Raw genomic sequence first — 26,682 nt, 5'->3', positions numbered from 1 at the left:
GGTGTTGTAGGTTCGTTGTTTGTTCTGTGTTTCTGTGCCCGTCCGCTAGCCGGGCCTCCAGTCGGCAGAACAGATTCGACGATTGCGTCGAATCCCCAGGCCAGTACGGAAGCTTTCTTCGGAAATCTCCGTCGGGAAACTGCAACAGCACATCGTGCAGATGCAAGTCCCAGCCTCGCTGAATCGTTCGCTAGCCCATTCGAATCCACTCCTTCGGGAGTTCCGCTTCGAACCACGTCTGCGTCCAATCGATCAGCACCTGACCCCATGCGGTTCTCCGCCTGGTGGTTGTCCACGCTGGCGCTTCCTCCCCATCCATGTCCATTGGCATCCTCGGGAAGAAGCTGGGTATGTCCCAGTTCTTCGACGAGCAGGGCAGAGCTGTTCCGGTCACCTTGATCGAAGCCGGCCCCTGCCGCATCACCCAACTCAAAAACGACGACACTGACGGTTATTCCGCAGTACAGATCGGCTTTGGCGAAACCCGCGAGAAGCTGATCAACAAGCCCGCCCAGGGTCACCTCAACAAATCCGGTGAGGGCCTTCTACGTCATCTGCGCGAATACCGCGTCGACAGCGTTGAAGGTCTTGAACTCGGTGGCGCCATCACCGTCGGCGATTTCGAAGCCGGCCAAAAGGTGGACGTCAGCGGTGACACCGTCGGCCGCGGCTTCGCTGGCTACCAGAAGCGCCACGGCTTCAGCCGGGGTCCGATGACCCACGGTTCGAAGAATCACCGCGAGCCCGGTTCGACCGGTGCCGGTACGACCCCGGGCCGCATCTATCCCGGAAAGCGGATGGCCGGTCGCTACGGCGGCAAGAAAATCACCACCCGCGGCCTGACCATCCTCAAGGTGGACAGCGAGCACAACCTGCTGGTGGTGAAGGGATCCGTGCCCGGCAAGCCTGGTGCGCTGCTCAACATCCGCCCGGCCTTGCGCGTGGGCGCCAAGCCCGCCAAAGGAGGTAAGTGATGGCCAGTTGTGTCGTTCGTGATTGGCAGGGCAAGGAAGCCGGCAAGGCAACCCTGGACCTGAAGGTGGCCAAAGAGACCACCGCCGTTGACCTGATGCATCGGGCAGTTCTGCGTCAGCAGGCCCATGCACGCCAAGGAACCGCCAGCACCCTCACCCGCTCAGAAGTGCGCGGTGGTGGTCGCAAGCCCTACAAGCAGAAAGGAACTGGTCGGGCCCGTCAGGGATCGATCCGCACTCCTCTGAAACCCGGCGGCGGCATCATCTTTGGACCCAAGCCCCGCACGTACAACCTTGCGATGAACCGCAAGGAGCGTCGTCTGGCCCTGCGCACCGCTCTGATGGCCCGCATTGACGATGTGACCGTCGTGAAGGACTTCGGTGCTTCGCTGGAGGCCCCCAAGACCCGTGAGATCACAGATGCTCTGGGTCGCCTCGGTGTTGCTGCCGGCTCCAAGGTGCTCATCGTTCTGACGAACCCCTCCGATGTTGTGCGCCGTTCCGTGCGCAACCTGGAGAAAGTCAAGTTGATCTCCGCAGATCAGCTGAACGTCTTCGACCTGCTCCACGCCAATGCTCTGGTGCTGGGCGAGGAAGCTCTCGCAACCATCCAGGAGGTCTACGGCGATGACTGAACGTTTCCAAGGACGCCTGGCGGATGTGATCCGCCGTCCCCTGATCACCGAGAAGGCCACCCGCGCCCTCGAAATCAACCAGTACACCTTCGAGGTGGACCACCGCGCCGCAAAGCCCGACATCAAGGCCGCCATTGAGCAGCTCTTCGATGTGAAGGTCACCGGCATCAGCACCATGAATCCCCCGCGACGCTCCCGTCGCATGGGTCGCTTCGCCGGCAAACGTGCCCAGGTGAAGAAAGCCGTGGTGCGCCTGGCGGAGGGCAACTCGATCCAACTCTTCCCTGAGTCCTGAGGGGTCTGAATCGTCATGGCAATCCGTAATTTCCGCCCCTACACCCCCGGTACCCGCACCCGGGTGGTCACTGATTTCAGTGAGATCACCAGCCGCAAGCCGGAGCGGACCCTGGTGGTGGCCAAACACCGCCGCAAGGGCCGCAACAACCGCGGTGTGATCACCTGCCGCCACCGCGGTGGTGGCCACAAGCGCCTCTATCGCGTGGTGGATTTCCGTCGCAACAAGCACGGTGTCCCCGCCAAGGTGGCCGCGATTCACTACGACCCGCACCGCAACGCGCGTCTGGCACTGCTCTTCTACGCCGATGGCGAGAAGCGCTACATCCTTGCTCCTGCAGGAGTTCAGGTGGGCCAGACCGTGGTCTCCGGCCCTGATGCCCCGATCGAAAACGGCAACGCCATGCCGTTGTCCTCGGTGCCCCTCGGTTCGGCGGTTCACTGCGTTGAGCTCTACGCCGGTCGTGGTGGCCAGATGGTCCGTACCGCCGGTGCTAGTGCCCAGGTGATGGCGAAAGAAGGCGACTACGTCGCTCTGAAGCTGCCCTCCACCGAGGTTCGCCTGGTTCGCCGCGAGTGCTACGCCACCCTCGGCGAGGTCGGTAACTCCGAGATGCGCAACACCAGCCTGGGTAAGGCCGGTCGTCGCCGCTGGCTCGGTCGCCGTCCTCAGGTTCGAGGCAGTGTGATGAACCCCTGCGATCACCCCCACGGTGGTGGTGAGGGTCGTGCACCGATCGGCCGTTCCGGCCCAGTGACCCCCTGGGGCAAACCCGCCCTCGGTCTCAAGACCCGCAAGCGGAACAAACCCAGCAACCAATATGTGCTCCGGAAGCGTCGCAAGACCTCCAAGCGGAGCCGTGGCGGACGCGATTCCTGATGCAAACCATCACTTATCCGCTTGCTTAAACCGTTATGGGACGTTCACTCAAAAAAGGTCCGTTTATTGCCGACAGCCTGCTTCGCAAGGTTGAAAAGCAGAACGACAACGACGACAAGTCTGTGATCAAGACCTGGTCACGGGCCTCCACGATCCTGCCGATGATGATCGGCCACACGATCGCGGTTCACAACGGCCGCACCCATGTGCCGGTGTTCATCACCGAGCAGATGGTGGGCCACAAGCTGGGAGAGTTCGCTCCCACCCGCACCTTCAAGGGCCACATCAGAGACAAGAAAGGAGGCCGCTAAACCATGACATCGTCAACCCCAACGGCACCCACCGCCCAGGCTCACGGTCGCTTCATCCGAGGCTCCGTGTCGAAGGTGCGCCGTGTGCTCGACCAAATCCGTGGCCGCACCTATCGCGACGCGCTGATCATGCTCGAGTTCATGCCCTACCGCTCCACCGGCCCGATCACCAAGGTGCTCCGGTCTGCGGTGGCCAACGCTGAGCACAACCTCGGTCTCGACCCCTCATCTCTGGTGATCTCGAGCGCGACCGCTGACATGGGCCCCTCCATGAAGCGCTACCGCCCCCGCGCCCAGGGCCGGGCTTACCAGATCAAGAAACAGACCTGCCACATCAGCATTGCTGTGGCGGCTCAGACCGATTCCTGACCCCCGAGGACTCTGACCCAATGGGACACAAAATCAACCCAACCGGTCTGCGCCTGGGGATCACCCAGGAACACCGGTCACGCTGGTACGCCTCCAGCAAGAACTATCCGGCCCTCCTCCAGGAGGATGACCGGATTCGCAAGTTCATCCACAAGAAGTACGGCTCCGCCGGCATCAGTGATGTGCTGATCGCCCGCAAGGCCGATCAAATGGAAGTTGAACTCAAGACCGCACGCCCCGGCGTGCTGGTCGGCCGTCAAGGCAGCGGCATCGAAGAGCTTCGCTCCGGCATTCAGAAGACCATCGGCGACTCCAGTCGTCAGGTGCGCATCAATGTTGTCGAGGTCGAACGCGTCGACGGTGATGCCTTCCTCCTTGCCGAGTACATCGCCCAGCAGCTGGAGAAGCGTGTGGCCTTCCGCCGCACCATCCGCATGGCTGTGCAGCGCGCTCAGCGTGCCGGCGTTCTGGGTCTGAAGATCCAGGTCTCCGGTCGCCTGAACGGTGCTGAGATCGCCCGGACGGAATGGACCCGCGAGGGTCGGGTGCCCCTGCACACCCTGCGTGCCGACATCGACTACGCCACCAAGGTGGCCAGCACGACCTACGGCGTGCTCGGCATCAAGGTTTGGGTGTTCAAGGGCGAAGTGCTGAGCGAACAGGCTCAGCCCATGCCGGTGGGTGCTGCCCCCCGGCGCCGGGCCAGCCGTCGGCCCCAACAGTTCGAAGACCGCTCAAACGAGGGTTGAACAGGAGGCCTGAACCATGCTGAGTCCAAAACGCGTCAAATTCCGTAAGCAGCAGCGAGGCCGCATGCGCGGCGTCGCCACCCGGGGCAACACCATTGCCTTCGGACAATTCGCGCTGCAGGCACAGGAATGTGGCTGGATCACCTCGCGCCAGATCGAGGCCAGCCGTCGTGCCATGACCCGCTACGTCAAGCGTGGCGGGAAAATCTGGATCCGAATCTTCCCCGACAAGCCGGTCACCATGCGCGCTGCCGAAACCCGGATGGGTTCCGGTAAAGGCAACCCAGAATTCTGGGTGGCGGTGATCAAGCCCGGCCGGATCCTGTTCGAGATGGGCGGTGATGAAATCACCCCCGAAATCGCCAAGGAAGCCATGCGCCTCGCGCAATACAAGCTTCCCGTGAAGACCAAGTTCATCCAACTGGATGAGCAGGAGAAGTCAGCTGGTGCCAAGGCTCCGGCAGCTTCTGAAGCCGTCACCGTGGAGTCCTGACCATGGCCCGTCCCAACGCCGCCGATGTGCGCAGCCTGTCCGATTCGGACATCAACGAACAGATCGACGGCCTGCGCCGCGAGCTGTTCCAACTCCGTTTCCAGCAGGCCACGCGCCAGCTCGCTAACACGCACCGTTTCAAAGAGGTCCGCATCAAGCTGGCCCAGCTGCTGACGGTGCAGTCGGAGCGCCAGCGCTCCACCGCCTCCTGATCCCCCACTCCGTAACCATGGCAGTCAAGGAAAGGATCGGCACCGTCGTCAGCGACAAGATGGAAAAAACGGTGGTGGTCGCGGTGGAAAGCCGCTTCCCACACCCCATCTATCAAAAGACGGTCAGCCGTACCACCCGTTACAAGGCTCACGACGAAGACAACACCTGTCGCGTCGGTGACCGCGTTCGCATCACTGAAACCCGTCCGATGAGCCGCCAAAAGCGGTGGGCCATCGCCGAGGTTCTCAGCCACAGCCCGAAAGCTGCAGCTGAGGAAGCCAACAAGGCTGAAGCTCAGGAGGTGAAGCAGTGATCCAGCAGGAGTCCTATCTCACCGTTGCCGACAACAGCGGCGCCAAGCGCATTCAGTGCATTCGCGTCCTCGGCACCAACCGTCGCTATGCCCACGTGGGCGACGTGATCGTTGCCGCTGTGAAGGATGCCGCCCCCAACATGGGCGTCAAAAAGTCCGACGTGGTGAAGGCCGTTGTGGTGCGTACCAAAGCCACCATGCGTCGTGAAACCGGAAACTCGATCCGTTTCGACGACAACGCCGCCGTCATCATCAACGACGACAAAAACCCGAAAGGCACCCGCGTCTTCGGACCGGTGGCCCGTGAGCTGCGTGAGCGCAGCTTCACCAAAATCGTGTCCCTCGCTCCGGAGGTGATCTGACCATGGCGACTGCAACCACCAAGGCCAAGGCCACCGAGCGCATCAAGATGCGCATCCGCAAGGGCGACACCGTTCAGGTGATCGCCGGCAAGGACAAGGGCAAAACCGGTGCCGTTCTGCGCACCCTGCCCAACGAGAACCGTGTCGTCGTGGAGGGCGTGAACATGCGCACCCGCCACGAAAAGCCCACCCAGGAGGGCGAGACCGGCCGCATCGTGACGGAGGAAGCTTCCCTGCATGCCTCCAACGTGATGCTGTATTCCACCGACAAAAAGGTGGCCAGCCGCGTTGAAATCGTCGTCGAGACGGACGGCACCAAGAAGCGCCGGCTGAAGAAAACCGGTGAAGTCCTCGACTGATCCCGACTTCTGACCACGCCCAGAAGCACCCCAACCCGTTATGTCACTCAAGAAGCGCTACCGGGAGACCATCCAGCCCAAGCTGCAGAAGGATCTCTCCCTCACCAACATCCATGAAGTCCCCAAGGTGGTGAAAGTCACCGTCAACCGGGGTCTCGGCGAAGCCGCCGCCAATGCCAAGTCCCTCGAGGCTTCGGTGAATGAGCTGGCACAGATCACCGGCCAGAAGGTCGTTGTGACCCGTGCCAAAAAAGCCATCGCCGGCTTCAAGATTCGGCAGGGCATGCCGATCGGCTGTGCCGTCACCCTCCGTGGTGATCGGATGTATGCCTTCCTCGAGCGCCTGATCAACCTGGCGCTGCCCCGCATCCGCGACTTCCGCGGGGTCAGCCCCAAGAGTTTCGATGGCCGCGGCAACTACACCCTTGGGGTGCGCGAACAGATCATTTTCCCTGAGATCTCCTTCGACAAGATCGATGCGATCCGGGGCATGGACATCACCATCGTGACCACTGCCCGTTCGGACGAAGAGGGCCGGGCCCTCCTCCGCGAGATGGGAATGCCGTTCCAGAGCAACTGAGCCCTCCCCGTCGACACCTATGGCCAACCACGACCCCATTTCCGACATGCTCACCCGCATTCGCAATGCGAGTGAGAAACGTCACGAAACCACCAAGATCCCCGCTTCGCGGATGACCCGCAGCATCGCCAAGGTGCTGCAGCAGGAGGGCTTCATCTCCGAGATCAGCGAGCAGGGTGAAGGCGTTCGCACCGAACTGGTGCTCGCCCTCAAGTACAGCGGCAAGCACAGGCTGCCCACCATCCGCTCCATGCAGCGGGTCAGCAAGCCCGGTCTCCGCATCTACAAGAACACTCGCGGCCTGCCCAAAGTCCTCGGCGGACTGGGCGTGGCGATCATCTCCACCTCCAAAGGTGTGATGAGCGACCGCGACGCCCGTCGTGAGGGCGTCGGTGGCGAAGTGCTCTGTTACGTCTACTGATCCGGAGCTGAACCATGTCACGAATCGGCAAAACCCCTGTTCCCGTCCCTGAAAAGGTCACCGTTTCTCTCGACGGTCTCACCGTCAAGGTGAAAGGACCCAAAGGCGAACTGGAGCGCACCCTTCCTGAAGGCGTCAGCGTCAGCCAGGACAACAACACCATCGTGGTCTCTCCCACGAGCACCAAGCGCATCTCCCGTGAGCGCCACGGCCTGAGCCGCACCCTCGTCGCCAACATGATCGAGGGTGTCAGCAACGGCTACAGCAAAGCCCTGGAGATCGTTGGTGTGGGCTCCCGTGCCCAGGTCAAAGGCAAAACTCTCGTGGTGAGTGCTGGCTACAGCCACCCCGTCGAGATGGAAGCCCCTGAAGGCATCACCTTCAAGGTGGAGAACAACACCAAGGTGATCGTCTCCGGCATTGATAAGGAGCTGGTGGGCAACGAAGCCGCCAAGGTCCGCGCCATCCGTCCGCCCGAGCCCTACAAGGGCAAGGGCATCAAGTACGAGGGCGAGCGCATCCTGCGCAAGGCAGGCAAGTCCGGCAAGAAATAAGCCTTGTCCTGACGTTCCTTCCCTTCACCCACCATGTCCCAACTGTCCCGCAAACAGCAGACGCAAAAACGCCACCGGCGTCTGCGTCGTCACATCACCGGAACCTCAGACCGTCCGCGGCTGGCCGTGTTCCGCTCCAACAACCACATCTACGCCCAGGTCATCGACGACGCGGCCCAGAGCACACTCTGCTCCGCCTCCACCGTTGACAAGGAGCTGCGCGCCGGCCTCAAGGCTCCGGCTGGCAGCTGCGACGCCTCTGTCGCCGTCGGCGAACTGGTCGCCAAGCGCGCCATCGCCAAAGGCATTCAGCAGGTGGTGTTCGACCGCGGCGGAAATCTGTACCACGGCCGGATTAAAGCCCTCGCCGATGCCGCCCGGGAAGCGGGCCTTCAGTTCTGATTCCTGCTCAACCCATGACAGATTCCTCCCCCCAATCCAATCCCAAAGCCGTGCCGGGTGCGGCCGACGTTCCAGCGGCAGCCGAAGGGCAGCAGCAACAGGAACAGCGCCGCGGCCGTGGCGACCGTGATGGTCGTCGTGGCGACCGGCGTGGTGGCCGTCGCGGCCAGGAGCGCGATTCCGAATGGCAAGAGCGCGTGGTTCAGATCCGCCGAGTCTCCAAGACCGTGAAAGGCGGTAAGAAGATGAGCTTCCGGGCCATCGTGGTTGTCGGCAACGAGAAAGGCCAGGTCGGCGTTGGCGTCGGCAAGGCCGGTGATGTGATCGGTGCCGTCCGCAAGGGTGTTGCCGATGGCAAGAAGCACCTGGTCAAAGTGCCGTTGACCCGCCACAACTCCATTCCGACCCTCTCCAATGGTCGTGATGGTGCTGCCAGCGTGCTCATCCGCCCTGCAGCCCCTGGTACCGGTGTGATCGCTGGCGGTTCCATCCGCACAGTGCTCGAACTCGCCGGCATCAAGAATGTCCTGGCCAAGCGCCTGGGCAGCAAGACCCCCCTGAACAATGCACGGGCTGCCATGGTGGCCCTGTCGCTTCTCCGCACCCACAAGGAGACGGCGAAGGAACGGGGAATCTCCCTCGAACAGATCTATTCCTGATTCGCGATGACTCTCCGACTCAATTCCCTCAAATCCAACAAGGGCGCTCGTCGCCGCAAATTGCGCAAGGGCCGCGGCATCGCCGCTGGTCAGGGTGCCAGCTGCGGCTTCGGTATGCGCGGCCAGAAATCCCGTTCGGGTCGCCCCACGCGCCCCGGCTTCGAGGGTGGCCAAATGCCTCTGTACCGCCGGGTGCCGAAGCTGAAGCACTTCCCCCTGGTGAATCCCAAGTTCTTCACCGTGCTCAACGTTTCTGCGTTGAACGACCTGAAGGACGGCAGCACCGTCAACTTGGATTCCCTGGTCAAGGACGGCAGCGTGACCAGCCCCAAGCATCCTCTGAAGATGCTCGGCAACGGTGAACTGAAAGCCAAAAAGCTGACAGTGCAAGCCGCGGCGTTCACCGCCTCGGCCCGCACCAAGATCGAAGCCGCAGGCGGAACCTGCGAAATCCTCGACTAATCAAGGGCTCGTCCCCAAGTCAGCCCTAGGGTCTGAGCCGTCCGCTGGATTTCGATCCACGGGCGGCTTCTTGGCTTTTCGCCCAACTTCACTTTCTTCCGGACATGCTCGTCAGTCGGGGTCGCAACCCCAACGCCTCCGAAGTGATCGGCCAGCTGATCACCAACCCTGGGCTCCGCAGTCGCGTGCTCACCACACTCGGCCTGCTGTTGTTGGTGCGTCTTGGGATCTACATCCCAATGCCCGGAATCGATCGGGAAGCGTTCAAGCAATTCATCGATCAAGGCGGACAGCTGATCGGTTTTCTCGACATCTTCACCGGCGGCGGGATCTCCACCCTGGGCATCTTTGCCCTGGGGATCCTGCCCTTCATCAACGCCTCGATCATCCTCCAGTTGCTGACCGCAGCGCTGCCGCAGCTGGAAGACCTCCAGAAGAATGAAGGCGAGGCTGGCCGACGCAAGATCGCCCAGATCACCCGTTATGTGGCGCTCGGTTGGGGTCTCGTCCAGAGCGTCGTCTTCGCCATGATCCTGCGCCAATACGCCGTGGAGGGTCTCAGCGAAGTGACCTTTGTGGTTCAGACGGCCCTGGCCCTGGTGACCGGCTCGATGGTGGTGATGTGGCTGAGTGAAGTAATCACGGAGCGGGGCATCGGCCAGGGGGCTTCCCTGGTGATTTTTTTGAACATCGTCGCCACCCTGCCGCGCACCCTCGGCGCCACGATCGAAGCCGCTCAAACTGGTGACCGGGACACCGTGCTGGGCATCATTGTTCTGGTGCTGGTGTTCCTGGCCACGATCGTTGGAATCATCTTCGTGCAGGAGGGAGCTCGCCGTATCCCCATCGTCAGCGCCAAGCGCCAGGTGGGTGGAGCAGGTGTGCTCCCCACGCGTCAGAGTTATCTGCCGCTCAAGCTGAATGCCGGCGGTGTGATGCCGATCATTTTCGCTTCAGCCCTGATTTTCCTGCCGGTCACCATCGCCAACCTCACCAAGAGTGAGTGGTTGATCCGTGCTGCCAGTGCCCTGAATCCTGGGGCAGCGAACCCCTGGCCATACGCACTCACATTTTTTGCGTTGATCCTGGGCTTCTCTTATTTCTATGCCTCGCTCACGGTGAATCCCTCTGACATCGCAACCAACCTGAAACGGGGTGGTGTGGCGATTCCAGGCGTTCGCCCCGGCAGCGCCACGGCCACTTATCTCTCAGGAGTCCAGAACCGCCTCACCTTGCTGGGTGGTCTGTTCCTCGGCGCCGTCGCCATCATTCCCGCGGCCGTCGAACGCGCCACGAATGTGCAGACCTTCCAGGGGCTTGGCGCCACATCACTACTGATCCTTGTCGGTGTGGCCATCGACACGGCCAAGCAGGTGCAGACCTATGTGATCTCACAACGCTACGAAGGCCTCGTTCGCCAGTGAGCGCTGCTGGGCAGCGCACCTTCCGTTCACGTCACCTCACGCTTACGCAACCATGAAAAATCGCTTGCTCTTTCTTGGCCCTCCCGGAGCCGGCAAAGGCACCCAGGCCGCTCGGCTGTGCGATGCCAACAGCATGAAGCATCTGTCCACAGGCGATCTGCTGCGCTCTGAAGTAGCAGCCGGCAGCGATCTGGGCAAAGAAGCTGAAGCGGTGATGAACCGCGGCGAACTGGTGAGCGACGCCCTTGTGCTGGCGATTGTAGAAAGCCAGATGAAGGCTCTCACCACCGATGGCTGGCTGCTGGATGGGTTCCCGCGCACGGTGCCCCAGGCTGAAGCACTCGAACCCCTGCTGGCCGAATTGCAGCAACCCATCCAGGCCGTGGTTCTGCTGGAGCTGGATGACGCCGTTTTGATTGAACGCCTGTTGGCCCGCGGTCGCGCCGACGACAACGAAACGGTGATCCGCAATCGCCTGGAGGTTTACCGCGAGAAAACCGCACCCCTGATTCGCTTCTATAGCGACAAGGGTCTCCTCGTTTCCGTCCCCGCCCAGGGCACAGTCGAGGAGATCACCAAGCGGATCGAGGCCGTTCTCGGTTGACCGGCATGGTAACGTTGCCGTTTGGAAATTTGGAGAGCCACGCCTCATGAAGGTGCGCAGCTCAGTGAAAAAAATGTGTGACAAGTGCCGGGTGATCCGTCGCCACGGCAAGGTCATGGTCATTTGCGCCAACCCTAAGCACAAACAGCGCCAGGGCTGATCCCCCGCTGTTCTGAAACATTCCTCGCCTCCAGGACTTCGGAGGCATCTGTCCTTTTCAACTAAACGAACGTGGCACGGATCGCCGGCGTTGACATTCCCCGCGACAAGCGGATCGAAGTGTCCCTCACTTACATCTACGGAGTTGGTCTCACCCGCTCACAGGCCATCCTGGCCAAAACCGGCGTGAACCCCGACATCCGGGTGAAAGATCTGGAGGACGGAGATCTTCAGAAGCTCCGCAACGCCATGGAGGAATACACCCTCGAAGGCGATCTGCGCCGTCAGGAGGGCATGGCCCTCAAGCGCCTGCAGGACATCGGCTGCGTCCGTGGCCGTCGCCACCGCATGAGCCTTCCCGTTCGTGGCCAACGCACCCGCACCAACGCCCGCACCCGCCGCGGCGCGCGGAAAACTGTGGCCGGCAAGAAGAAGTAAGTCCCCACATCCTTATCCCTGACTGCATACGGCCATGGCTAAAACCGTCAAAAAATCCGGCCCCAAGAAGGCCAAGCGCAACGTCCCTAACGGCGTTGCTCACATCCAGAGCACCTTCAACAACACCATCGTGTCCATCACCGACACCGCCGGTGAGGTGATTTCCTGGTCTTCTGCAGGTGCCAGTGGCTTCAAAGGTGCTCGCAAAGGCACCCCCTTCGCGGCTCAAACCGCTGCAGAAGCAGCAGCACGTCGCGCCCTTGACCAAGGCATGCGTCAGATCGAAGTGCTGGTGAGGGGTCCTGGCTCAGGCCGTGAGACCGCCATCCGTGCTCTCCAGGTTGCTGGCCTCGAAATCACCCTGATTCGCGACGTCACCCCCCTGCCCCATAACGGTTGCCGCCGGCCCAAGCGCCGCCGCGTCTGAACCGAGCTGATTTCCGTCCGGTTTCTCCCCTTACCCCGATTCAGACCGTGTTGCAGTACCAGATTGATCGCATTGAGCATCAAGTGGCCGAGGATCGCGCCCAGTCCGGCGTTTTCCTGATCGGTCCCCTCGAGCGTGGCCAGGCCACGACCCTGGGCAACGCGCTGCGTCGCGTGCTGATGGGTGGGCTGGAAGGCAGTGCTGTCACCGCCATCCGGATTGCCGGTGTCAATCACGAATACGCCACGGTTCCTGGGGTCCGTGAAGACGTTCTCGACATCCTGCTGAACTGCAAGGAGCTCACCGTCAACAGCCGTTCGGCCGAACTCGAGATCGGTCGTCTCGTGGTGGCTGGACCCGCTGAAGTGAAGGCCGGAGATCTTCAGTTCTCCTCTCAGGTGCAGGTGGTGGACGCCGATCGTCCGATCGCCACCGTGGCCGACGGCCACAGCCTCGAGCTGGAAGTGCACGTTGAGCGCGGCGTTGGCTATCGCCCGGTGGATCGTCACAACGAAGAAACCAGTGCTATCGATCTGCTCCAGATCGATGCCGTGTTCATGCCCGTGACCCGGGTCAACTTCACCATCGACGAAACCGCCGTTGCCGAAGGCGGTTCGGCCCGCGAGCGCCTGCGGATGGAGATCGTCACCGACGGCTCCATTACCCCCGACGACGCCCTGGCTCAATCAGCCAATCAATTGATTGAGCTGTTCCAGCCGCTGGCCACGGTCACTCTCGTGGAAGAAGTTCCTGCTGAACCCGAGCCCTCGGCGGAAGCACAGATTCCTCTTGAGGAACTGAACCTTTCAGTTCGCGCCTACAACTGCCTCAAGCGGGCCCAGGTCAACTCCGTGTCTGACCTGATGGGCTTCAGCTACGAGGATCTTCTGGAGATCAAGAACTTCGGTTCCAAATCCGCTGATGAAGTGATCGAAGCCCTCGAGCGCATCGGCATCTCCATCCCCCAGAGCCGCACTTCTGCATAACTGCAGAACGGCCTGAACGTCCTTTTTCGTCTTCGTCACCGACAGAACCATGCGTCATCAATGCCGAGTTCCTCAGCTGGGACGTCCAGCTGACCAGCGCAAGGCAATGCTGCGCGCCCTGACCACCCAGCTGATTCGCGAAGGTCGGGTCACCACCACCAAGGCACGGGCCAAAGCGCTTCGCGACGAAGCCGAGCGCATGATCACCCTGGCCAAGGACGGCAGCCTCGCCTCCCGCCGCCGGGCCATGGGTTACATCTACGACAAGCAGCTGGTGCATGCCCTGTTCGACAAGGCTCCCAACCGCTACAGCGATCGCAAGGGTGGCTACACCCGCATCACCCGCACCGTTCCCCGTCGTGGCGACAACGCCGAGATGGCCATCATTGAACTGGTCTGATCAGACCTCACGTCAGTTCTGACGTTTGAACACCCAACCCTCGTCTGCAGGTCCTGAGCCAGCGTCCCTTCAGCGGATCGCGCTCAGCCTTCAGTACGAGGGTTCTTCGTTTTGTGGATGGCAGCGCCAACGCAACGGTCGCAGTGTTCAGGCCGTGCTGGAGGACGCCATCGCCCAGCTTGATCCGCACCGACCGGTGCAGACCTTTGCAGCCGGTCGCACCGATGCCGGCGTTCATGCCGCCGGTCAGGTGGTGCACTTCGACTACAGTGGGTCGATCCCAGCTCGCAAATGGGCCCCGGCCTTGAACGGACGCCTGCCGAGCACCATTCGTGTGCGCGAATCCGTCGCCCGTCCCCTGGATTGGCATGCCTGTTACTCCGCCACCTACAGGCGGTACCGGTACACGATTCATAACGGGCGCCGCCCCAATTTGTTTTTAAGCCCCTGGAGCTGGCACCGTTACCAACACAGGCTGGATGAGTCCCACATGCGGGACGCTTTGAGCAGCATGCTTGGTCTGCACGACTTCAGCGCCTTCATGAAGGCAGGCAGCCGTCGCGCCCATGCCCGAACCACCGTGCAGGAGGTGCTCGTGGAGCGCCAAGGCGATCTTCTGCGGGTTGAGATTCAGGCCAGTGGTTTTCTGTACGGCATGGTTCGCCTGCTGATGGCCCAGTTGGTGGCCGTTGGCGAGCACCGTCTCAGTGTTGCCGCCTTTGAACAGCGCTGGAGGGAACGACGACGCCATGAGGTGAAAGAGGCGGCGCCGGCCACGGGCCTCTGCCTGCTTCGGGCTGGCTATGCCGAGCCCATCTTCACCAAAGCCGGCTGGTACGATTGTCAGCCGTGGTTTTTTCTGGCCGAGAGCGATCCGCCTCCGGATCCACCCTCAACGCCGGGATAAACGGGCCTCTACTTCGAAAGCTGCCCAACTCACTGGAGCTGGAGGGCCGAAGAGTAAGCTCGATCTTTAGCCCCGTCAGGTCCAGTTCTGGACCGACCCCTTTGCCCAGTTCCGCTTCTTCAGGCGGGACATAACCGAACCGGCATGCCGGCGCGATGAACAAGACCTCTCTCCCCCCGATTGATTCGATCGACCGCCAGTGGTACGTGGTGGACGCTGAGAATCAAACCCTCGGCCGTCTGGCCACTGAAGTGGCCGCCGTGCTGCGTGGCAAGAACAACCCCAGCTTCACCCCCCATCTGGACACCGGTGATTTTGTCGTCGTCGTGAACGCCGAGAAGATCAAAGTCTCCGGCCGTAAGCCCCAGCAGAAGCTGTACCGCCGTCACTCCGGTCGTCCCGGCGGCATGAAGGTGGAAACCTTCGAGGCTCTGCAGGAGCGGATCCCCGAGCGGATCGTGGAGAAGGCCATCAAAGGCATGCTTCCCCACAACGCCCTGGGCCGCCAGATGTTCCGCAAGCTCAAGGTCTACAAAGGCACCGAGCATCCCCACGCCGCTCAGAAGCCCCAGCCTCTTCAGCTCAACCCCTCCGCATCCGCCCAATGAGCAACAACTCCGTCGTCTACTGGGGCACCGGTCGTCGCAAGACCTCTGTCGCCCGTGTTCGTCTCGTCCCCGGCAATGGAACGATCACCATCAACGGTCGTCCCGGTGACAATTATCTGAACTACAACCCCTCGTACATCGCAGCGGTGAAGGCTCCCTTGGAGACCCTCGGCCTCAGCAGCGAGTACGACATCCTCGTCAACGTTCATGGTGGTGGACTCACCGGTCAGTCCGGCGCCATCAAGCAAGGTGCAGCCCGCGCCCTGTGCGAACTGTCTGCCGACAACCGCAAGCCGCTGAAGACGGAAGGTCACCTCAGCCGCGACCCCCGTGCCAAGGAACGCCGCAAGTACGGCCTCAAGAAAGCCCGTAAGGCTCCTCAGTTCTCCAAGCGCTGATTTTTTTACCGATGCCAAAGCCCGACATTCATCCCACCTGGTATCCCGACGCCAAGGTGATCTGCAACGGCGAAGTGGTCATGACCACAGGCGCCACCCAGCCGGAGATCCACGTCGACGTCTGGAGCGGCAACCACCCCTTCTTCACCGGCACCCAGAAGATCCTCGACACCGAGGGTCGTGTGGACCGCTTCATGAAGAAGTACGGCATGGGCACCAAGAAAAAAGGTGCCGACTCTGCCAAGGCCGAGTCCAAGGCCTGAGGGTGAGAACGGGGCATGGACGCCTCGACCTTGTTCACACGGCTGGAAACAGCCACAGCCAGCTTCCGCAACCTCGAGCGGCAGCTGGCTGATCCTGATGTGGCCGCTGATCCGAAGCGGCTTGAATCGATCGCACGGGAGCGATCAAGACTTGAGCCACTCGTGCTCGACTTCGAGGAACTCCAGAAGCTCGAATCCGAGCGTGATTCCGCACGTCAGCTGCTGAAAGACAGTCGCGGTGACGCTGCAATGGAGGAACTGGCGCAGGATGAGTTGGCCAGCCTCCAGGAACAGCACGCAACGCTGACGGAGCGGCTCACCCTGGCTCTGCTGCCGCGGGATCCCCGCGATGAGCGCAGTGTGATGCTGGAAATTCGTGCCGGCGCAGGCGGCGACGAGGCCTGTCTCTGGGCCGGTGATCTGGCACGGATGTATGAGCGGTACAGCCAAAAAGTGGGCTGGGCCGTGCAATCCATCAGCTGCACCGAGGCCGACCTGGGCGGGTTTCGCGAACTGATCCTGTCGGTGCGTGGCGACAGCGTCTACAGCCAACTGAAATTTGAAGCGGGAGTGCATCGGGTGCAACGGGTACCGGCCACGGAATCCCAGGGTCGGGTCCACACCTCAACAGCCACGGTGGCCGTGATGCCCGAAGCCGATGCCGTGGAAGTTCAGCTCGACCCGAAGGATCTCGATATCAGCACCGCGCGTTCAGGCGGTGCTGGGGGGCAGAACGTCAACAAGGTGGAAACAGCTGTGGACCTTCTCCACAAACCCACGGGCATCCGCGTGTTCTGCACCCAGGAACGCTCCCAGCTGCAGAACCGGGAACGGGCCCTGGAGATCTTGCGCGCCAAATTGTTGGAGCGGGAGCAGGCGGCTGCCGCAGAACGCGAAACCAGCGACCGACGCGCCCAAGTGGGCAGTGGTGACCGCTCTGAAAAAATCCGCACCTACAACTACAAAGACAACCGAACCACAGATCACCGACTGGGCCGAAACTTCACCCTGGAACCTGTGTTGGAGGGCCAGCTAGAAGACCTGATTGGTGCCTGCATCGCCGAAGAGCAACGTCAGAAACTCGAAGCGCTGAGCGATCAGGCCGAGGCCTGACGGTCAAGCACCAATCACGTACTTCGCCCATTCCTGGTGATGACCGGAATGGATCTGGCGCCGGGCCTCAAAACTGAGGCTGCTGGCCGGTCGCCGCGGCACATGGCGCAGAGGCATGGCGGCTTCCTTCGGAGTTCGATTGCCTTTGCGCACATTGCAGCTGAGGCAAGCCGTGGTCACGTTCTCCCAGGTGTCGCTACCTCCCCGACTGCGGGGCATCACATGGTCGATCGACAACTGATTGTCACGACTGCCGCAGTACTGGCAGGTGTGGTTGTCCCGCTGGAAGAGGTTGCGACGCGTCAGGGGCAGCTGACGAAAGGGAACGCGAACATACTGGCGCAGGCGGATCACCGTTGGCAGGTGGGTGCCCTGACGCAGTTGCCGACAGGGGTCGTGTTCCAGACTCTCGGCCTTGCCCTTCAGCATCATCACCACAGCCCGTCTCCAGGTGGTGATATTGAGCGGCTCGTAGGACGCATTGAGAACGAGAACCTGGCCCATGCCAGCTCACTCAATAATGGTCATGCTATCGGCGATGTGAAGCTGTCTCGGTAGCGCCGAGCACCGCCTGTGATTCCGGAGCTGAATCCACGTCAGCGCGCCTGGGTAGAGGTTTCACCTGCAGCGATTCGGGCCAACGCCAGGGCGCTCTGCCAACACCTCGGCGCTCGTACCCAACTGATGGCGGTGGTGAAGGCCGATGGCTACGGGCACGGCGCCGAGACGGTGGCACGGGCTGCCCTTCAGGGGGGAGCCACCAGCCTTGGCGTGGCCACGCTGCAGGAAGGTCTTGAGCTGCGGCGGGCCGGCCTGGATGCACCGGTGCTGTTGCTAAGCAACCTCAATGAACCGGAGGACCTGCGCACCTGCCTGCACTGGCGGTTGATGCCCACCCTGAGCAGCCTCAGGGATGCCCAGCTCTGCAACGCTCTGGCGGCCGACAGCGGTCGGTGTTTCGACGTGCAATTGAAGATCGACACCGGCATGGCACGGTTGGGCTGCTCCCTCAGCGAGGGGCATCAGACCGCGGTGGCGCTGCAGAGCCTGGAACACCTCAATCTGAAGGGCATCTACAGCCATCTGGCCTGTGCCGATGAGCCGGACGATGCCTTAACCAGCCTCCAGCAGGAGCGCTTCGTGAGCATGCTCTCGGCCCTGCCGCGAGGCGGCGCCGGCATCACCCGTCATCTGGCCAACTCGGCGGGAACCCTGCTCAACCGGGAGCTGCATCATGACCTCGTTCGCGTTGGCCTGGCCCTGTACGGCCATGCGCCCGCCAGGCATCTGGGCAACGTCATTCCCCTGCAACCCGCCCTGGCGGTTCGCGCCCGGGTCAGCCTGATCCGCGAGGTGCCCGCTGGCACAGGAGTCAGCTACGGCCATCGCTTCATCACCCAGCGCCCCACTCGGCTTGCCGTGGTGGGGATTGGCTATGCCGATGGTGTTCTGCGGTCCCTCAGCGGACACATTCACGCCCTGCATCGCAATCGCCAGCTGCCTCAGGTGGGAGCCATCACCATGGACCAGCTCCTGCTGGATGCCACCGATGCAGCTGAGCTGGAGCCAGGCGACATCGTCACTCTGCTGGGCCAGGACGGTGACCTGGAGTTAAGCCCTCAAAACTGGAGCAACCACTGCGGCTCGATTCCCTGGGAGATCCTCTGTGGTTTCAAACGACGCCTGCCCCGTGTTGAAGTCTGACCATCTGCCGAGCACTTGGTACTCTGGGTGCGCCGCTGGAGAGGTGGCTGAGTGGTTGAAAGCGGCTCCCTGCTAAGGAGTTACAGGAGGCAACTTCTGTCGAGGGTTCGAATCCCTCCCTCTCCGTTCCAAATTCATTGACTTAATCCGCCGGTTCCTCGGAGCTGGTGAACTAGTTGAGTTGCCGTGCCAGCTCCGGCAAAAGAGATGCGTCCCTGGCGCGATCGGGCCCCGTGGTGAACACCACCAGCAAGCTGGGGGGCTGCTGTTCGGACGTCTGGAACCAGGCGGCGTCATGACGGGCCTGACTCATCCAGCCGGCCTTGCTCCAGAGGAGCGCGTCCTCAGGCAGGCCTTCGCCCAGAAATCCATCCACCTGGTTTTCAGGATCAGCGCAACGCTGCTTTTGATCGAGCGAGCGCCGCAACAGACCCTGCAGCCGACGACAGGCCGGTGGCGACACCACCGCACCGGTCATCACCGCCTCCAGCATCCGGGCTGTCGCAACCGTGGACAAGCCATTGCGGTTGCCGTTGTCGGCCCCATAGAACATTTTTTCCCGGCCATAGGGACCATCACCCCAGGTCTTCTGGCAGCAATTCACCGCCTCAAGTTCCGGCCAGGCCAGGCTCTGCAACCAGCCATTGATCAAGCGACGCTGCTGCATCCAAAGCTCCCAACGTTCGCCATGGAGGGCAGGGCCGCTGGTGGTGCCTGTGAGCAGATCTACAACCAGCCCCGTGGCATCGTTGCTGGAGTCGGCGATCATGTCGCGCATCGCGCGCCGCAATTCGTCGCTCTCAGGGATCAGGTCCCGTTGCAGCCACTGCTCAACGGCGACGGCATAAAACAGCTTCACCACGCTGGCCGGATAGAGAATCCGGTCTTGGTTCCAGGAAGCACCACGGCCCTGACCCGCCTCCGGTGCAGCGTCGTCGTACTGCACCCAGGTGATCGCGAGGCTGTTGCGCAGCCCCGGGCGACCGTCGGCATCGAGCCCATCGAGGGCCGCCTCAAGCCGAGCCGCCATTGCGGGATCGGGACGGTAGAACGCCATAGCGATTCGATTGGGCCATGGCGACGTTAGGCACCCTGCTGGCCCCGGACCTGATTCAGACAGGCTCATGTTGGCAGCTGTGCGCTGACGTGAATGGTTATTCGCGATCTGACGGCGCGAGTCTGACCACCCAGGCCTGTCGTGGACGACGCTTTCGCATTCTGGAGAGGCAGAGCAAGAGGATCGCTGTTCAGCTGCTGGAGGATGGCTACCGCTGCTGGCTCGAACTCGATGCGGTTCTGGGGCGAGCTAAGCGATGCGCAGCCTGGAGACCGTCGCCGCTGAGCGCAACGGAGATTGAACGACGTCTGCCCGGCGTGCTCGCCTGGAGCGAAACCGCCCAGCAGCGTCCCAATGTCTACCTCTGGGGAGGCACCACCGAGCCGGACATGGATTGTTCCGGTCTGATGCAAATGGCCTTCGCCAGCCAGGGCATTTGGATTCCGCGGGATGCCTACCAGCAGGAGCGGTTCTGCCAACCTGTTGCCGCTCTCCCCGACGATCACAGCCTGCTGCGCCCTGGAGATCTGCTGTTTTTTGGCACACGGCGGCGTTGCACCCATGTGGGGCTCCATCTCGGCGAAGGCCGCTACCGCCACAGCTCAGGCCAGGACCATGGGCGCAATGGGATCGGCATCGACAGCTTGCACAGCAGAGATCAACACCCGGTGGCTTGCCATTACAGGGCTGAATTCCGCGGCGCAGGCCGTGTGGTGCGTTGCCATGACGGATCGCATCTCTCCTGACGCTGCAAGCCGGATCGACCAGGCCCCGGCTTAAGTTGAGCGCCTCACAGCGCGACCGGCATGAGTGCACCCCTGAATCTCTCGGTGGTGGTGCCGCTGTACAACGAAGAGGAAAGCCTGCCCCACCTTGTTGAGCAGCTCCTTACAGCACTGCGTCCAACCGACGAAGCGTTTGAGCTGGTCCTGGTCGACGACGGATCCAGCGACCGCACCGCGAACGTGCTGGCCAAGCTCAGCGCCGAAGTGCCCGAGGTGGTGGCTGTGCTGCTGCGGAAGAACTACGGCCAAACCGCCGCCATGGCGGCTGGGTTTGATGTGGCTGGCGGAGAGGTGATCGTCAGCCTCGATGGAGATCTGCAGAACGATCCGGCCGATATCCCCATGCTGCTGGCCAAACTGCGAGAGGGGTATGACCTCGTGAGTGGCTGGCGCCATCAGCGCCAGGACGCCGCTCTCCAGCGCAAACTTCCCTCCCGGATCGCCAACCGCTTGATCGGCCGGGTGACTGGGGTGCGGCTGCATGACTACGGCTGCTCCCTCAAGGCCTACCGCCGCGAGGTGCTCTCAGACATGCGGCTCTATGGAGAGCTGCATCGCTTTCTTCCCGCCCTGGCCTTCATCGAGGGTGCACGGATCACCGAAGTGAAGGTGAACCACCGGGCGCGTCAGTTCGGCAGCAGCAAGTACGGGATCGATCGCACCTTCCGTGTGCTGATGGATCTGCTCACCGTCTGGTTCATGAAGCGTTTTCTGACCCGGCCGATGTACGTGTTCGGCTTCGGAGGGCTGCTGGCCATCGCCGCCAGCCTGATCACCAGCACCTATCTCCTGGTGATCAAGGTGATGGGAGGCGACATTGCCAATCGCCCACTGCTCACCCTGGCGGTGGTGCTTGGCTTAGCTGGCATTCAATTGTTCTGCTTCGGACTGCTGGGCGAACTGCTGATCCGCACGTACCACGAAAGCCAGGATCGCCCGATTTATCGCATCCGCGAAACATTGCGCGGCGGCCGAGCCGGCTGACGGATCGGGGCAGCGGCCGGCGCGCCGCGGAACGGTGCGATCGCAGTAGCAGCTGCTTCCACCACACGCGCATCGCTGTCCCGCAGCGCCTGGCGCAGCAGGGGCAGCACCGAACGGTGTCCCCATCGGCCGGCCAAACGAACAGCGCGCAAACGCTCCTCGGGTCCAGCCTCCAGATCAGCCTTGAGACGACGCTCCAGGGCAAGTCGCTCCAAGGGACTGCTCGGCGCCGTCCAGGACTCCAGCGCAAGCTCAGCAGATTCCCCATCAACTGCAGGCTCAATCACCAGTTCCAACTGGGCACGATTGATCTGTGCGACACGGCTGGCATCCGTGCTGGAAAGCATCGGCTTCACCGGCTTCCTGCGCAACCAGAGCACCACCGTGAGCAGCACGACGGCACCGGGGAGGAGAACGTTCTGCATGCGGATTGAACTTTTATGTCGCCGTCGGGGCCTAAAGCAGGCCGTCAGAACGGACCTACTTACAGTAGCTGCGAAGCTTTTGGCCTCGACATGACTGGAGATTTCGCTGCTGCCTGGCTGCCTGCGATTTTCGTGCCCATCACCGGAATCGTGTTCCCCGCAGTGTTCATCGTCCTTGTTGGTCGAGTGATCACCGCTGCCGAGTGACCGCGACCTGCGGACCGTTTCAACCCCTCAGCACTCGTACCTCATGACCGTCACTCCTGCTGCTGATCCCTGCGTCGGCAACCTTGCGACACCCGTCAACAGCGGCTATTTCATCAAGGGCCTGATCAACAACCTGCCCCTGTACCGCCCCGGGATTTCCCCGAACTTCCGTGGCCTAGAAACCGGTGCAGCCTTCGGCTATCTGCTCTACGGCCCCTTCACCATCTGTGGTCCCCTGCGTGCCACGGAGTACCAGCAAACCGCTGGTCTGCTGGCTGCCATTGGCGCCGTGCACATCCTCAGCCTGCTGTTTCTGCTCTACAACCAGCCCGGCAAACAACCCAACATCCCCCCTGCAGATGTGACGGTTGAGAACCCCCCCGCTGACCTGTTCACCCGCACCGGTTGGGCTGACTTCACCAGTGGGTTCTGGCTCGGTGGTTGCGGCGGTGCCGTCTTCGCCTGGTTCCTCTGCAACACCGTTCACGTGCAGGAACTGTTCAAGATCGCTGCTGGTGTGTGGAGCGTCGGCTGAAGCGATCCACTGAAACAGCCAACCCAAATCATTCATCCCCTGGTTGCCTGATTCCAGGCAGCCGGGGGATTTTTCCTGGCAGGATTCATTCACATTTGAGACGTCCCGGTGCGGTCGATCTCCCAGCCGTTTCTTCAGCGGCCTGTTCTGACGGTCGTCTGCAGCCTGCTGATCCTTTTGGCAGGCTGCACGTCGTTGTTCGGCCTGGGGCTGGAGGATCTTCCGCCCCTCGCTCCCACCCGCGTGAGTGTGAGCGCCAGCTTCCCGGCGGCTTCACCGGAGGTGGTGGAGCAGAGCGTGACCCGGGTGTTGGAACAACAGCTGAATGGCCTTGAAGGGGTCGAAAGCATCAGCTCAACCAGCAGGCAGGGCGGCGCCAGCATCTCCTTGCGCTTCAACGCGGGTGATCCCGAGCTGAATGCGATCAAGGTTCAGAACGAGGTGAACCTGGCCAGCCGCAGGCTGCCCCAGGCCGTAACGCGCCAGGGGCTCCAGGTCCGGCGCTCCTCGGAAGACCTATTGATGATCCTGGGGTTCAGCCATCCACCGGATCAATACGTCCCCACCTTCCTCACCGGCTGGCTGGACCAGACCCTGCGGGACGCGCTGCTCAGCACACCAGGCATCGGTGATGTGCGGATCTTCGGCAGCAGTGAAATCTCCTTTCGCCTGTGGTTGGATCCGCAACGCCTCGAACAGACCAACCTCACCCTTGGCGATGTCAGCCGAGCCCTGGCTGAACAGAACGTTTTAGCTGCCGTTGGCAGCATCGGGGCTGCCCCAGTCCCAGCGGGGCAAGTGCTGAGCCTTCCGGTGGAAGCGGAAGGGCGTCTTCGCAGCCAATCGGATTTCGAGAATCTCGTCTTGCGCCGGCTCGACAACGGCGGGCTACTGCGCCTGAAGGATGTGGGACGGGTTGCACTCGGACAGCGCAACTACGGACGCGAGGCCATGAATCTGGCTGGCGAGCGTTCGGTGGCCATGGGGATCTACCAGCGCGATGGGGCCAATGCCCTGGAGGTGAGCAAGGCGATCAAGCGCAAGCTGAAACAGTTGGAAGCGAGCTTTCCCCCGGGGATCGAGCGCTCAATGATCGTGGATGTGGCCGACACGGTTCAGGCCAACCTCCATCGCACCTTCATCACCTTGCGCGATGCCGTGCTGCTGGTGCTGGTGGTGCTGGTGCTGTTTCTGGGCCGTTGGCGTCTCGCCCTGATCCCTGGCCTTGCCGTGCCGGTGGCGCTGGTGGGAAGCCTCAGCCTGGTGAAACTGAGCGGTTCCAATCTCAACAGCCTGATCCTGTTTGGCCTGGTGCTGGCCACCGGAATCGTTGTGGATGACGCCATCGTCGTGAGCGAGGACATCGCCGGACGCATCGAACGGGGCACACCCCCCGAACAGGCGGCCGAAGACGCCATGGCCGAGCTAGCGACCGCCGTTGTGGCCACCTCATTGGTGCTGGCAGCCGTGTTCCTGCCCGTGCTGCTCATTCCTGGATCGATCGGACGCCTCTATCAACCGATCGCCCTGGCCATCAGCGGAGCAATTCTGTTCTCCACCCTGAATGCGCTCAGCTTCACCCCGATGGCCTGCGCCCAGGTGTTAGGCCCAGGGGGCGGCCGTCTTCCTGGGGCCATTAGCAGGATCAGCCGCTGGCTTCGGCAGGGCATGCAAACCCTGCAATCCCAATACGCGAAACAACTCGAGCACTGGCTGCAGCACAAGCGACGCATCGCCCTCGTACTGCTGAGCGGCCTTGTCATCACGGCCTCAGGATTGGCGGTGATGCCAACGGCGTTCATCCCTGATGACGACCAAGGCCAGATCCGCGGCTACTTCACCCTCCCCGACGGCGCCAGCCTTGAGCGCAGCGTGGCCGTGATGGACGACATCCGACGCGTCGTCAGCGAAGAGCCCTTGGTGCGCACCGGCAACTTTTATGCCGGGAGCTCCTTCGGACAGAGCGGAGAAGACCGTGGATCGTTTTACCTGCGCCTTCAGCCACTCAAGGACCGACCTGGCAAAGCGCAGAGCAGCAACGCCATCAAACGCCGTCTCAATCAAAAGATTCAGCAACGTGTTGGTGATGCCAGGGTCGTGCTGATCACACCGCCAACCGTGCGGGGATTCAGCAGTGAATCAGGACTTTCTCTGGAACTGCTGGACCGCAGCGGAGGGCAACTCAGCCTGGAGCAATTCGGCCAAGTCGCCCAGAATTTCATCCAGACGGCCAAGGCGACAGACCGATTTGAACGGGTGAGCACCCGCTTTGATGCCAGCTTCCCCCGCTGGAGGCTGGAGCTCGACCGCGACCAACTGGCTGCTCTCGACCTCGACTACGGCACAACGCTACGGGAGATCGGCACCGCTTTCGGCGGCCGCTACATCGATGACACCTACGACGACGGTCGAATCCGCTCCATTGTTCTTCAGCTGGATGGCCGCGAGCGACGTCGGCCGGAAGATCTCACGGGGCTGATGGTGCGCAATCGCGGCGGTGAGCTGGTGTCGGTGGCAAGCGTGGCCAGCTTGACCCTCGAGGAGGGCGTCAACAACATCCGCCACTACGAACTCAACCGGGCCATTCGGATCACCGCCATCCCCGCGCCAACGGTCAGCAGCGGTGAAGCCATCAATGCCCTCACTCAGGCCGGTGATCGCATTGGAGGCAGCAACATCGGCCTGGCCTTCACTGGCCTGGCGTTAGAGGAACAACGGGCTGGGCAGGTGACCTGGGTGCTGTTTGCCCTCGGCGTGACGGTGGTCTATCTGCTGCTGGCCGCTCTCTACGAGAGCTTCATCGACCCGTTGATCATCCTGCTCACGGTGCCGATGGCCCTGCTCGGAGCTCTGATCGGCTTGAAATTGCGGGGCCTTCCACTGGATGTTTACGGCCAGATGGGACTCCTGGTGCTGGTAAGCCTGGCGGCCAAGAACGGAATTCTGATCGTGGAATTCGCCAACCAGCGGATGGCGGCAGGCCTGGCCCTGCGCGAGGCCGTTGTGGATGCAGCCGTGAACCGGATGCGCCCAATCCTGCTAACAGCGGTCACATCCCTGGCGGGTTTCGTGCCCCTTCTGTTTGCCCAGGGCACGGGAGCCGCCAGCAGGGTCAGCATTGGCACCGTGGTGTTCAGCGGACTGCTGGTGGCCTCGTTGCTGTCCCTCTTTGCCGTCCCTGCCGTTTACCTGATGCTGAAACGCGATCGAAGGCCCACCGCGTAGGGTGCGCTCTCGATCCAATGGTTCTGCTGCTGGAGGGAACAATGACCATCACCCCACGGGCGACAACGGCAACCAGTTCCCAGGCGCAGTTCTTCGATTACGCCTCAGCAGCCAATCCCCTGCAACAGGGGCTGATCAGCACGATCCCCTACCGCAGCTTTTCGGCCAGTTTTTTTGATCAAGCCGGAACGGCCCTGCAACCTCTTGATTTAAGTGCCGACTTGCACTGCGAAGGCCCGGCCACCGGTCCATCGCTCTGCGGCAACTTCATCCGGCTGAATCAGGGATCCCTGCGCACCCATGCGGATGCGACCAGTCAGCTGTTCTTCGTGGCCCGGGGCCATGGACAAACTGAAGCCTGTGGTCAGGTTTTTCACTGGAGCGAGGGAGACACGTTCGTGCTTCCGGCTGGCGGTGAAGCCATTCACAGCAGCGATACCCACGCAGGCCTGTATTGGGTGCACGATGCTCCCCTGCTTCGTTATCTGGGCGTGAGCACAGTGAAACCGGTGTTCGAACCCTGCTTCTACAGCCACCAGGATGCTCGCGCGCAGTTGGATGCCATCGCCAGCAATCCCCGCGGAGCCAACGCCAATCGCGTGAGTGTGCTGTTGGGAAACAACGCCTTCCCGCAGACACGCACCGTCACTCATACCCTCTGGGCCATGTTGGGAATCCTCCCCGCAGGCCAGGTGCAGCGGCCCCACCGACACCAGTCGATCGCCCTTGATTTTGCGGTGGCCTGCCAACCGGGTTGCTACACGATGATCGGCACCGAGCTGGATGAGAACGGAATGATCCGCAATGGGCACCGGGAAGACTGGGCAGCCGGCGCAGCCTTCGTGACCCCTCCCGGCTACTGGCACTCTCACCACAACGAATCCGGCGCCGACGCCTACGTGCTGCCCATTCAGGATGCCGGCCTGCACACCTATCTGCGCACTCTCGACATTGCCTTCAGCAACAGCGGCCGGGCTGACTTAAGCCACACCCCATAGCCAAC

At 62.1% G+C, this 26,682-nt stretch carries 40 protein-coding genes and 1 tRNA gene; 38 read left to right on the top strand and 3 right to left on the bottom strand.

Annotation, left to right across the window (positions count from 1 at the left end; translation table 11 throughout):
- The first annotated feature begins 317 nt into the window (after positions 1-317).
- From rplC to prfA, 30 genes are all read left to right on the top strand, one after another.
- Positions 318-974, top strand: coding sequence for a 50S ribosomal protein L3 (rplC, locus tag SynRS9902_RS01835; protein WP_115010470.1), 657 nt, complete (start codon positions 318-320; stop codon positions 972-974).
- Entirely contained in the window at positions 974-1,609 is a 636-nt protein-coding gene (rplD, locus tag SynRS9902_RS01830) for a 50S ribosomal protein L4 (RefSeq protein ID WP_114987276.1), read from the top strand. Before rplC ends, rplD begins: the two co-directional genes overlap by 1 nt.
- Positions 1,602-1,904 (top strand): 50S ribosomal protein L23, encoded by a 303-nt coding sequence (locus tag SynRS9902_RS01825; protein ID WP_006850625.1) that lies wholly within the window; start codon positions 1,602-1,604, stop codon positions 1,902-1,904. The genes rplD and SynRS9902_RS01825 overlap by 8 nt, the downstream gene beginning before the upstream one ends.
- A 15-nt stretch (positions 1,905-1,919) precedes the next feature.
- The gene (gene rplB, locus SynRS9902_RS01820; RefSeq protein ID WP_006851794.1) at positions 1,920-2,783 is read left to right on the top strand and encodes a 50S ribosomal protein L2; all 864 of its coding nucleotides are present in this window, start codon (positions 1,920-1,922) and stop codon (positions 2,781-2,783) included.
- A gap of 35 nt (positions 2,784-2,818) precedes the next feature.
- Entirely contained in the window at positions 2,819-3,094 is a 276-nt protein-coding gene (gene rpsS / locus SynRS9902_RS01815) for a 30S ribosomal protein S19 (RefSeq protein ID WP_006849645.1), read from the top strand.
- Positions 3,095-3,097: 3 nt separating this feature from the next.
- Entirely contained in the window at positions 3,098-3,463 is a 366-nt protein-coding gene (rplV, locus tag SynRS9902_RS01810) for a 50S ribosomal protein L22 (protein ID WP_011363387.1), read from the top strand.
- Between the two features lie 20 nt (positions 3,464-3,483).
- A complete protein-coding gene (rpsC, locus tag SynRS9902_RS01805) occupies positions 3,484-4,212 on the top strand; it encodes a 30S ribosomal protein S3 (RefSeq protein ID WP_186509758.1) in 729 nt (242 codons plus the stop codon).
- Positions 4,213-4,228: 16 nt separating this feature from the next.
- Positions 4,229-4,705, top strand: a complete 477-nt coding sequence (gene rplP, locus SynRS9902_RS01800; protein WP_006851743.1) for a 50S ribosomal protein L16 — start codon at positions 4,229-4,231, stop codon at positions 4,703-4,705.
- 2 nt (positions 4,706-4,707) lie between these two features.
- A complete protein-coding gene (rpmC, locus tag SynRS9902_RS01795; protein WP_115010469.1) occupies positions 4,708-4,917 on the top strand; it encodes a 50S ribosomal protein L29 in 210 nt (69 codons plus the stop codon).
- A gap of 17 nt (positions 4,918-4,934) precedes the next feature.
- On the top strand, positions 4,935-5,231 hold the full coding sequence (gene rpsQ, locus SynRS9902_RS01790; protein ID WP_006850241.1) for a 30S ribosomal protein S17: 297 nt from the start codon (positions 4,935-4,937) through the stop codon (positions 5,229-5,231).
- Positions 5,228-5,593: a 50S ribosomal protein L14 gene (gene rplN, locus SynRS9902_RS01785; RefSeq protein ID WP_006851211.1), complete on the top strand. Its 366-nt coding sequence runs from the start codon at positions 5,228-5,230 to the stop codon at positions 5,591-5,593. Before rpsQ ends, rplN begins: the two co-directional genes overlap by 4 nt.
- Positions 5,594-5,595: 2 nt before the next feature.
- Entirely contained in the window at positions 5,596-5,952 is a 357-nt protein-coding gene (gene rplX / locus SynRS9902_RS01780; protein ID WP_186509757.1) for a 50S ribosomal protein L24, read from the top strand.
- Positions 5,953-5,992: 40 nt separating this feature from the next.
- Positions 5,993-6,532: a 50S ribosomal protein L5 gene (gene rplE / locus SynRS9902_RS01775; RefSeq protein ID WP_006851706.1), complete on the top strand. Its 540-nt coding sequence runs from the start codon at positions 5,993-5,995 to the stop codon at positions 6,530-6,532.
- Between the two features lie 19 nt (positions 6,533-6,551).
- Positions 6,552-6,953, top strand: a complete 402-nt coding sequence (gene rpsH, locus SynRS9902_RS01770) for a 30S ribosomal protein S8 (protein ID WP_006850769.1) — start codon at positions 6,552-6,554, stop codon at positions 6,951-6,953.
- 14 nt (positions 6,954-6,967) lie between these two features.
- Positions 6,968-7,507: a 50S ribosomal protein L6 gene (gene rplF / locus SynRS9902_RS01765; RefSeq protein ID WP_186509756.1), complete on the top strand. Its 540-nt coding sequence runs from the start codon at positions 6,968-6,970 to the stop codon at positions 7,505-7,507.
- 33 nt (positions 7,508-7,540) lie between these two features.
- Positions 7,541-7,909: a 50S ribosomal protein L18 gene (rplR, locus tag SynRS9902_RS01760; RefSeq protein WP_114987264.1), complete on the top strand. Its 369-nt coding sequence runs from the start codon at positions 7,541-7,543 to the stop codon at positions 7,907-7,909.
- A gap of 14 nt (positions 7,910-7,923) precedes the next feature.
- Positions 7,924-8,568, top strand: a complete 645-nt coding sequence (gene rpsE, locus SynRS9902_RS01755) for a 30S ribosomal protein S5 (protein ID WP_186509755.1) — start codon at positions 7,924-7,926, stop codon at positions 8,566-8,568.
- Positions 8,569-8,574: 6 nt separating this feature from the next.
- On the top strand, positions 8,575-9,030 hold the full coding sequence (rplO, locus tag SynRS9902_RS01750; protein WP_186509754.1) for a 50S ribosomal protein L15: 456 nt from the start codon (positions 8,575-8,577) through the stop codon (positions 9,028-9,030).
- Positions 9,031-9,134: 104 nt separating this feature from the next.
- A complete protein-coding gene (secY, locus tag SynRS9902_RS01745; RefSeq protein WP_186509753.1) occupies positions 9,135-10,454 on the top strand; it encodes a preprotein translocase subunit SecY in 1,320 nt (439 codons plus the stop codon).
- Between the two features lie 52 nt (positions 10,455-10,506).
- On the top strand, positions 10,507-11,058 hold the full coding sequence (locus SynRS9902_RS01740) for an adenylate kinase (protein ID WP_186509752.1): 552 nt from the start codon (positions 10,507-10,509) through the stop codon (positions 11,056-11,058).
- A gap of 46 nt (positions 11,059-11,104) precedes the next feature.
- Entirely contained in the window at positions 11,105-11,218 is a 114-nt protein-coding gene (gene rpmJ / locus SynRS9902_RS01735) for a 50S ribosomal protein L36 (protein WP_006850859.1), read from the top strand.
- A 71-nt stretch (positions 11,219-11,289) separates the two neighbouring features.
- A complete protein-coding gene (rpsM, locus tag SynRS9902_RS01730; RefSeq protein WP_006850466.1) occupies positions 11,290-11,655 on the top strand; it encodes a 30S ribosomal protein S13 in 366 nt (121 codons plus the stop codon).
- 34 nt (positions 11,656-11,689) lie between these two features.
- Positions 11,690-12,082 (top strand): 30S ribosomal protein S11, encoded by a 393-nt coding sequence (gene rpsK / locus SynRS9902_RS01725; RefSeq protein ID WP_006850182.1) that lies wholly within the window; start codon positions 11,690-11,692, stop codon positions 12,080-12,082.
- Between the two features lie 47 nt (positions 12,083-12,129).
- On the top strand, positions 12,130-13,068 hold the full coding sequence (locus SynRS9902_RS01720; protein WP_114987249.1) for a DNA-directed RNA polymerase subunit alpha: 939 nt from the start codon (positions 12,130-12,132) through the stop codon (positions 13,066-13,068).
- A 49-nt stretch (positions 13,069-13,117) separates the two neighbouring features.
- Positions 13,118-13,468 carry a 50S ribosomal protein L17 gene (rplQ, locus tag SynRS9902_RS01715; protein WP_006851925.1) on the top strand — a complete coding sequence of 117 codons (351 nt, stop codon included), beginning with the start codon at positions 13,118-13,120 and terminating at the stop codon, positions 13,466-13,468.
- 25 nt (positions 13,469-13,493) lie between these two features.
- Complete coding sequence (gene truA, locus SynRS9902_RS01710; protein ID WP_186509751.1) at positions 13,494-14,375, top strand: tRNA pseudouridine(38-40) synthase TruA; 882 nt, start codon at positions 13,494-13,496, stop codon at positions 14,373-14,375.
- Between the two features lie 155 nt (positions 14,376-14,530).
- On the top strand, positions 14,531-14,983 hold the full coding sequence (gene rplM / locus SynRS9902_RS01705) for a 50S ribosomal protein L13 (RefSeq protein WP_114987243.1): 453 nt from the start codon (positions 14,531-14,533) through the stop codon (positions 14,981-14,983).
- On the top strand, positions 14,980-15,381 hold the full coding sequence (gene rpsI, locus SynRS9902_RS01700) for a 30S ribosomal protein S9 (RefSeq protein WP_006849745.1): 402 nt from the start codon (positions 14,980-14,982) through the stop codon (positions 15,379-15,381). The genes rplM and rpsI overlap by 4 nt, the downstream gene beginning before the upstream one ends.
- Before the next feature lie 11 nt (positions 15,382-15,392).
- Complete coding sequence (gene rpmE, locus SynRS9902_RS01695) at positions 15,393-15,644, top strand: 50S ribosomal protein L31 (protein ID WP_006851595.1); 252 nt, start codon at positions 15,393-15,395, stop codon at positions 15,642-15,644.
- A gap of 15 nt (positions 15,645-15,659) precedes the next feature.
- Positions 15,660-16,757 (top strand): peptide chain release factor 1, encoded by a 1,098-nt coding sequence (prfA, locus tag SynRS9902_RS01690; RefSeq protein ID WP_186509750.1) that lies wholly within the window; start codon positions 15,660-15,662, stop codon positions 16,755-16,757.
- A 3-nt stretch (positions 16,758-16,760) separates the two neighbouring features.
- Here the strand turns inward: prfA and SynRS9902_RS01685 are convergent, their stop codons facing one another.
- A complete protein-coding gene (locus tag SynRS9902_RS01685; protein ID WP_114987236.1) occupies positions 16,761-17,261 on the bottom strand; it encodes an HNH endonuclease in 501 nt (166 codons plus the stop codon).
- Positions 17,262-17,330: 69 nt separating this feature from the next.
- On the opposite strand from SynRS9902_RS01685, the gene alr reads away from it, so the two are divergent.
- The gene (alr, locus tag SynRS9902_RS01680; RefSeq protein WP_186509749.1) at positions 17,331-18,461 is read left to right on the top strand and encodes an alanine racemase; all 1,131 of its coding nucleotides are present in this window, start codon (positions 17,331-17,333) and stop codon (positions 18,459-18,461) included.
- A gap of 37 nt (positions 18,462-18,498) precedes the next feature.
- Positions 18,499-18,587: transfer RNA gene (locus tag SynRS9902_RS01675), tRNA-Ser, on the top strand.
- Positions 18,588-18,633: 46 nt separating this feature from the next.
- On the opposite strand, the gene SynRS9902_RS01670 is transcribed toward SynRS9902_RS01675, so the two are convergent.
- Positions 18,634-19,518: a serine hydrolase gene (locus SynRS9902_RS01670; RefSeq protein WP_186509748.1), complete on the bottom strand. Its 885-nt coding sequence runs from the start codon at positions 19,516-19,518 to the stop codon at positions 18,634-18,636.
- A 17-nt stretch (positions 19,519-19,535) separates the two neighbouring features.
- Here SynRS9902_RS01670 and SynRS9902_RS01665 point away from each other — a divergent pair, with 17 nt between their 5' ends.
- A complete protein-coding gene (locus tag SynRS9902_RS01665) occupies positions 19,536-20,264 on the top strand; it encodes a C40 family peptidase (protein WP_186509747.1) in 729 nt (242 codons plus the stop codon).
- A gap of 60 nt (positions 20,265-20,324) precedes the next feature.
- Positions 20,325-21,287, top strand: a complete 963-nt coding sequence (locus SynRS9902_RS01660) for a glycosyltransferase family 2 protein (RefSeq protein ID WP_186509746.1) — start codon at positions 20,325-20,327, stop codon at positions 21,285-21,287.
- On the opposite strand, the gene SynRS9902_RS01655 is transcribed toward SynRS9902_RS01660, so the two are convergent.
- Entirely contained in the window at positions 21,245-21,712 is a 468-nt protein-coding gene (locus tag SynRS9902_RS01655; RefSeq protein WP_186509745.1) for a HEAT repeat domain-containing protein, read from the bottom strand. The genes SynRS9902_RS01660 and SynRS9902_RS01655 overlap by 43 nt on opposite strands.
- A gap of 90 nt (positions 21,713-21,802) precedes the next feature.
- On the opposite strand from SynRS9902_RS01655, the gene SynRS9902_RS01650 reads away from it, so the two are divergent.
- The 4 genes from SynRS9902_RS01650 to SynRS9902_RS01635 all read left to right on the top strand — a co-directional run bounded on the left by SynRS9902_RS01650 (position 21,803) and on the right by SynRS9902_RS01635 (position 26,677).
- On the top strand, positions 21,803-21,919 hold the full coding sequence (locus tag SynRS9902_RS01650; RefSeq protein WP_006851672.1) for a photosystem I reaction center subunit VIII: 117 nt from the start codon (positions 21,803-21,805) through the stop codon (positions 21,917-21,919).
- 43 nt (positions 21,920-21,962) lie between these two features.
- Positions 21,963-22,454 (top strand): photosystem I reaction center protein subunit XI, encoded by a 492-nt coding sequence (locus SynRS9902_RS01645; protein ID WP_011363361.1) that lies wholly within the window; start codon positions 21,963-21,965, stop codon positions 22,452-22,454.
- A 108-nt stretch (positions 22,455-22,562) separates the two neighbouring features.
- Entirely contained in the window at positions 22,563-25,679 is a 3,117-nt protein-coding gene (locus SynRS9902_RS01640; RefSeq protein WP_186509744.1) for an efflux RND transporter permease subunit, read from the top strand.
- Between the two features lie 17 nt (positions 25,680-25,696).
- Positions 25,697-26,677: a cupin gene (locus SynRS9902_RS01635; protein WP_255446171.1), complete on the top strand. Its 981-nt coding sequence runs from the start codon at positions 25,697-25,699 to the stop codon at positions 26,675-26,677.
- The last annotated feature ends 5 nt before the right edge of the window (positions 26,678-26,682 follow it).

Source organism: Synechococcus sp. RS9902 (assembly GCF_014279635.1).
Lineage (GTDB): Bacteria > Cyanobacteriota > Cyanobacteriia > PCC-6307 > Cyanobiaceae > Parasynechococcus.
Note: the sequence above shows the minus strand (reverse complement) of the source record. Positions and strands in the feature narration are given on the sequence as shown.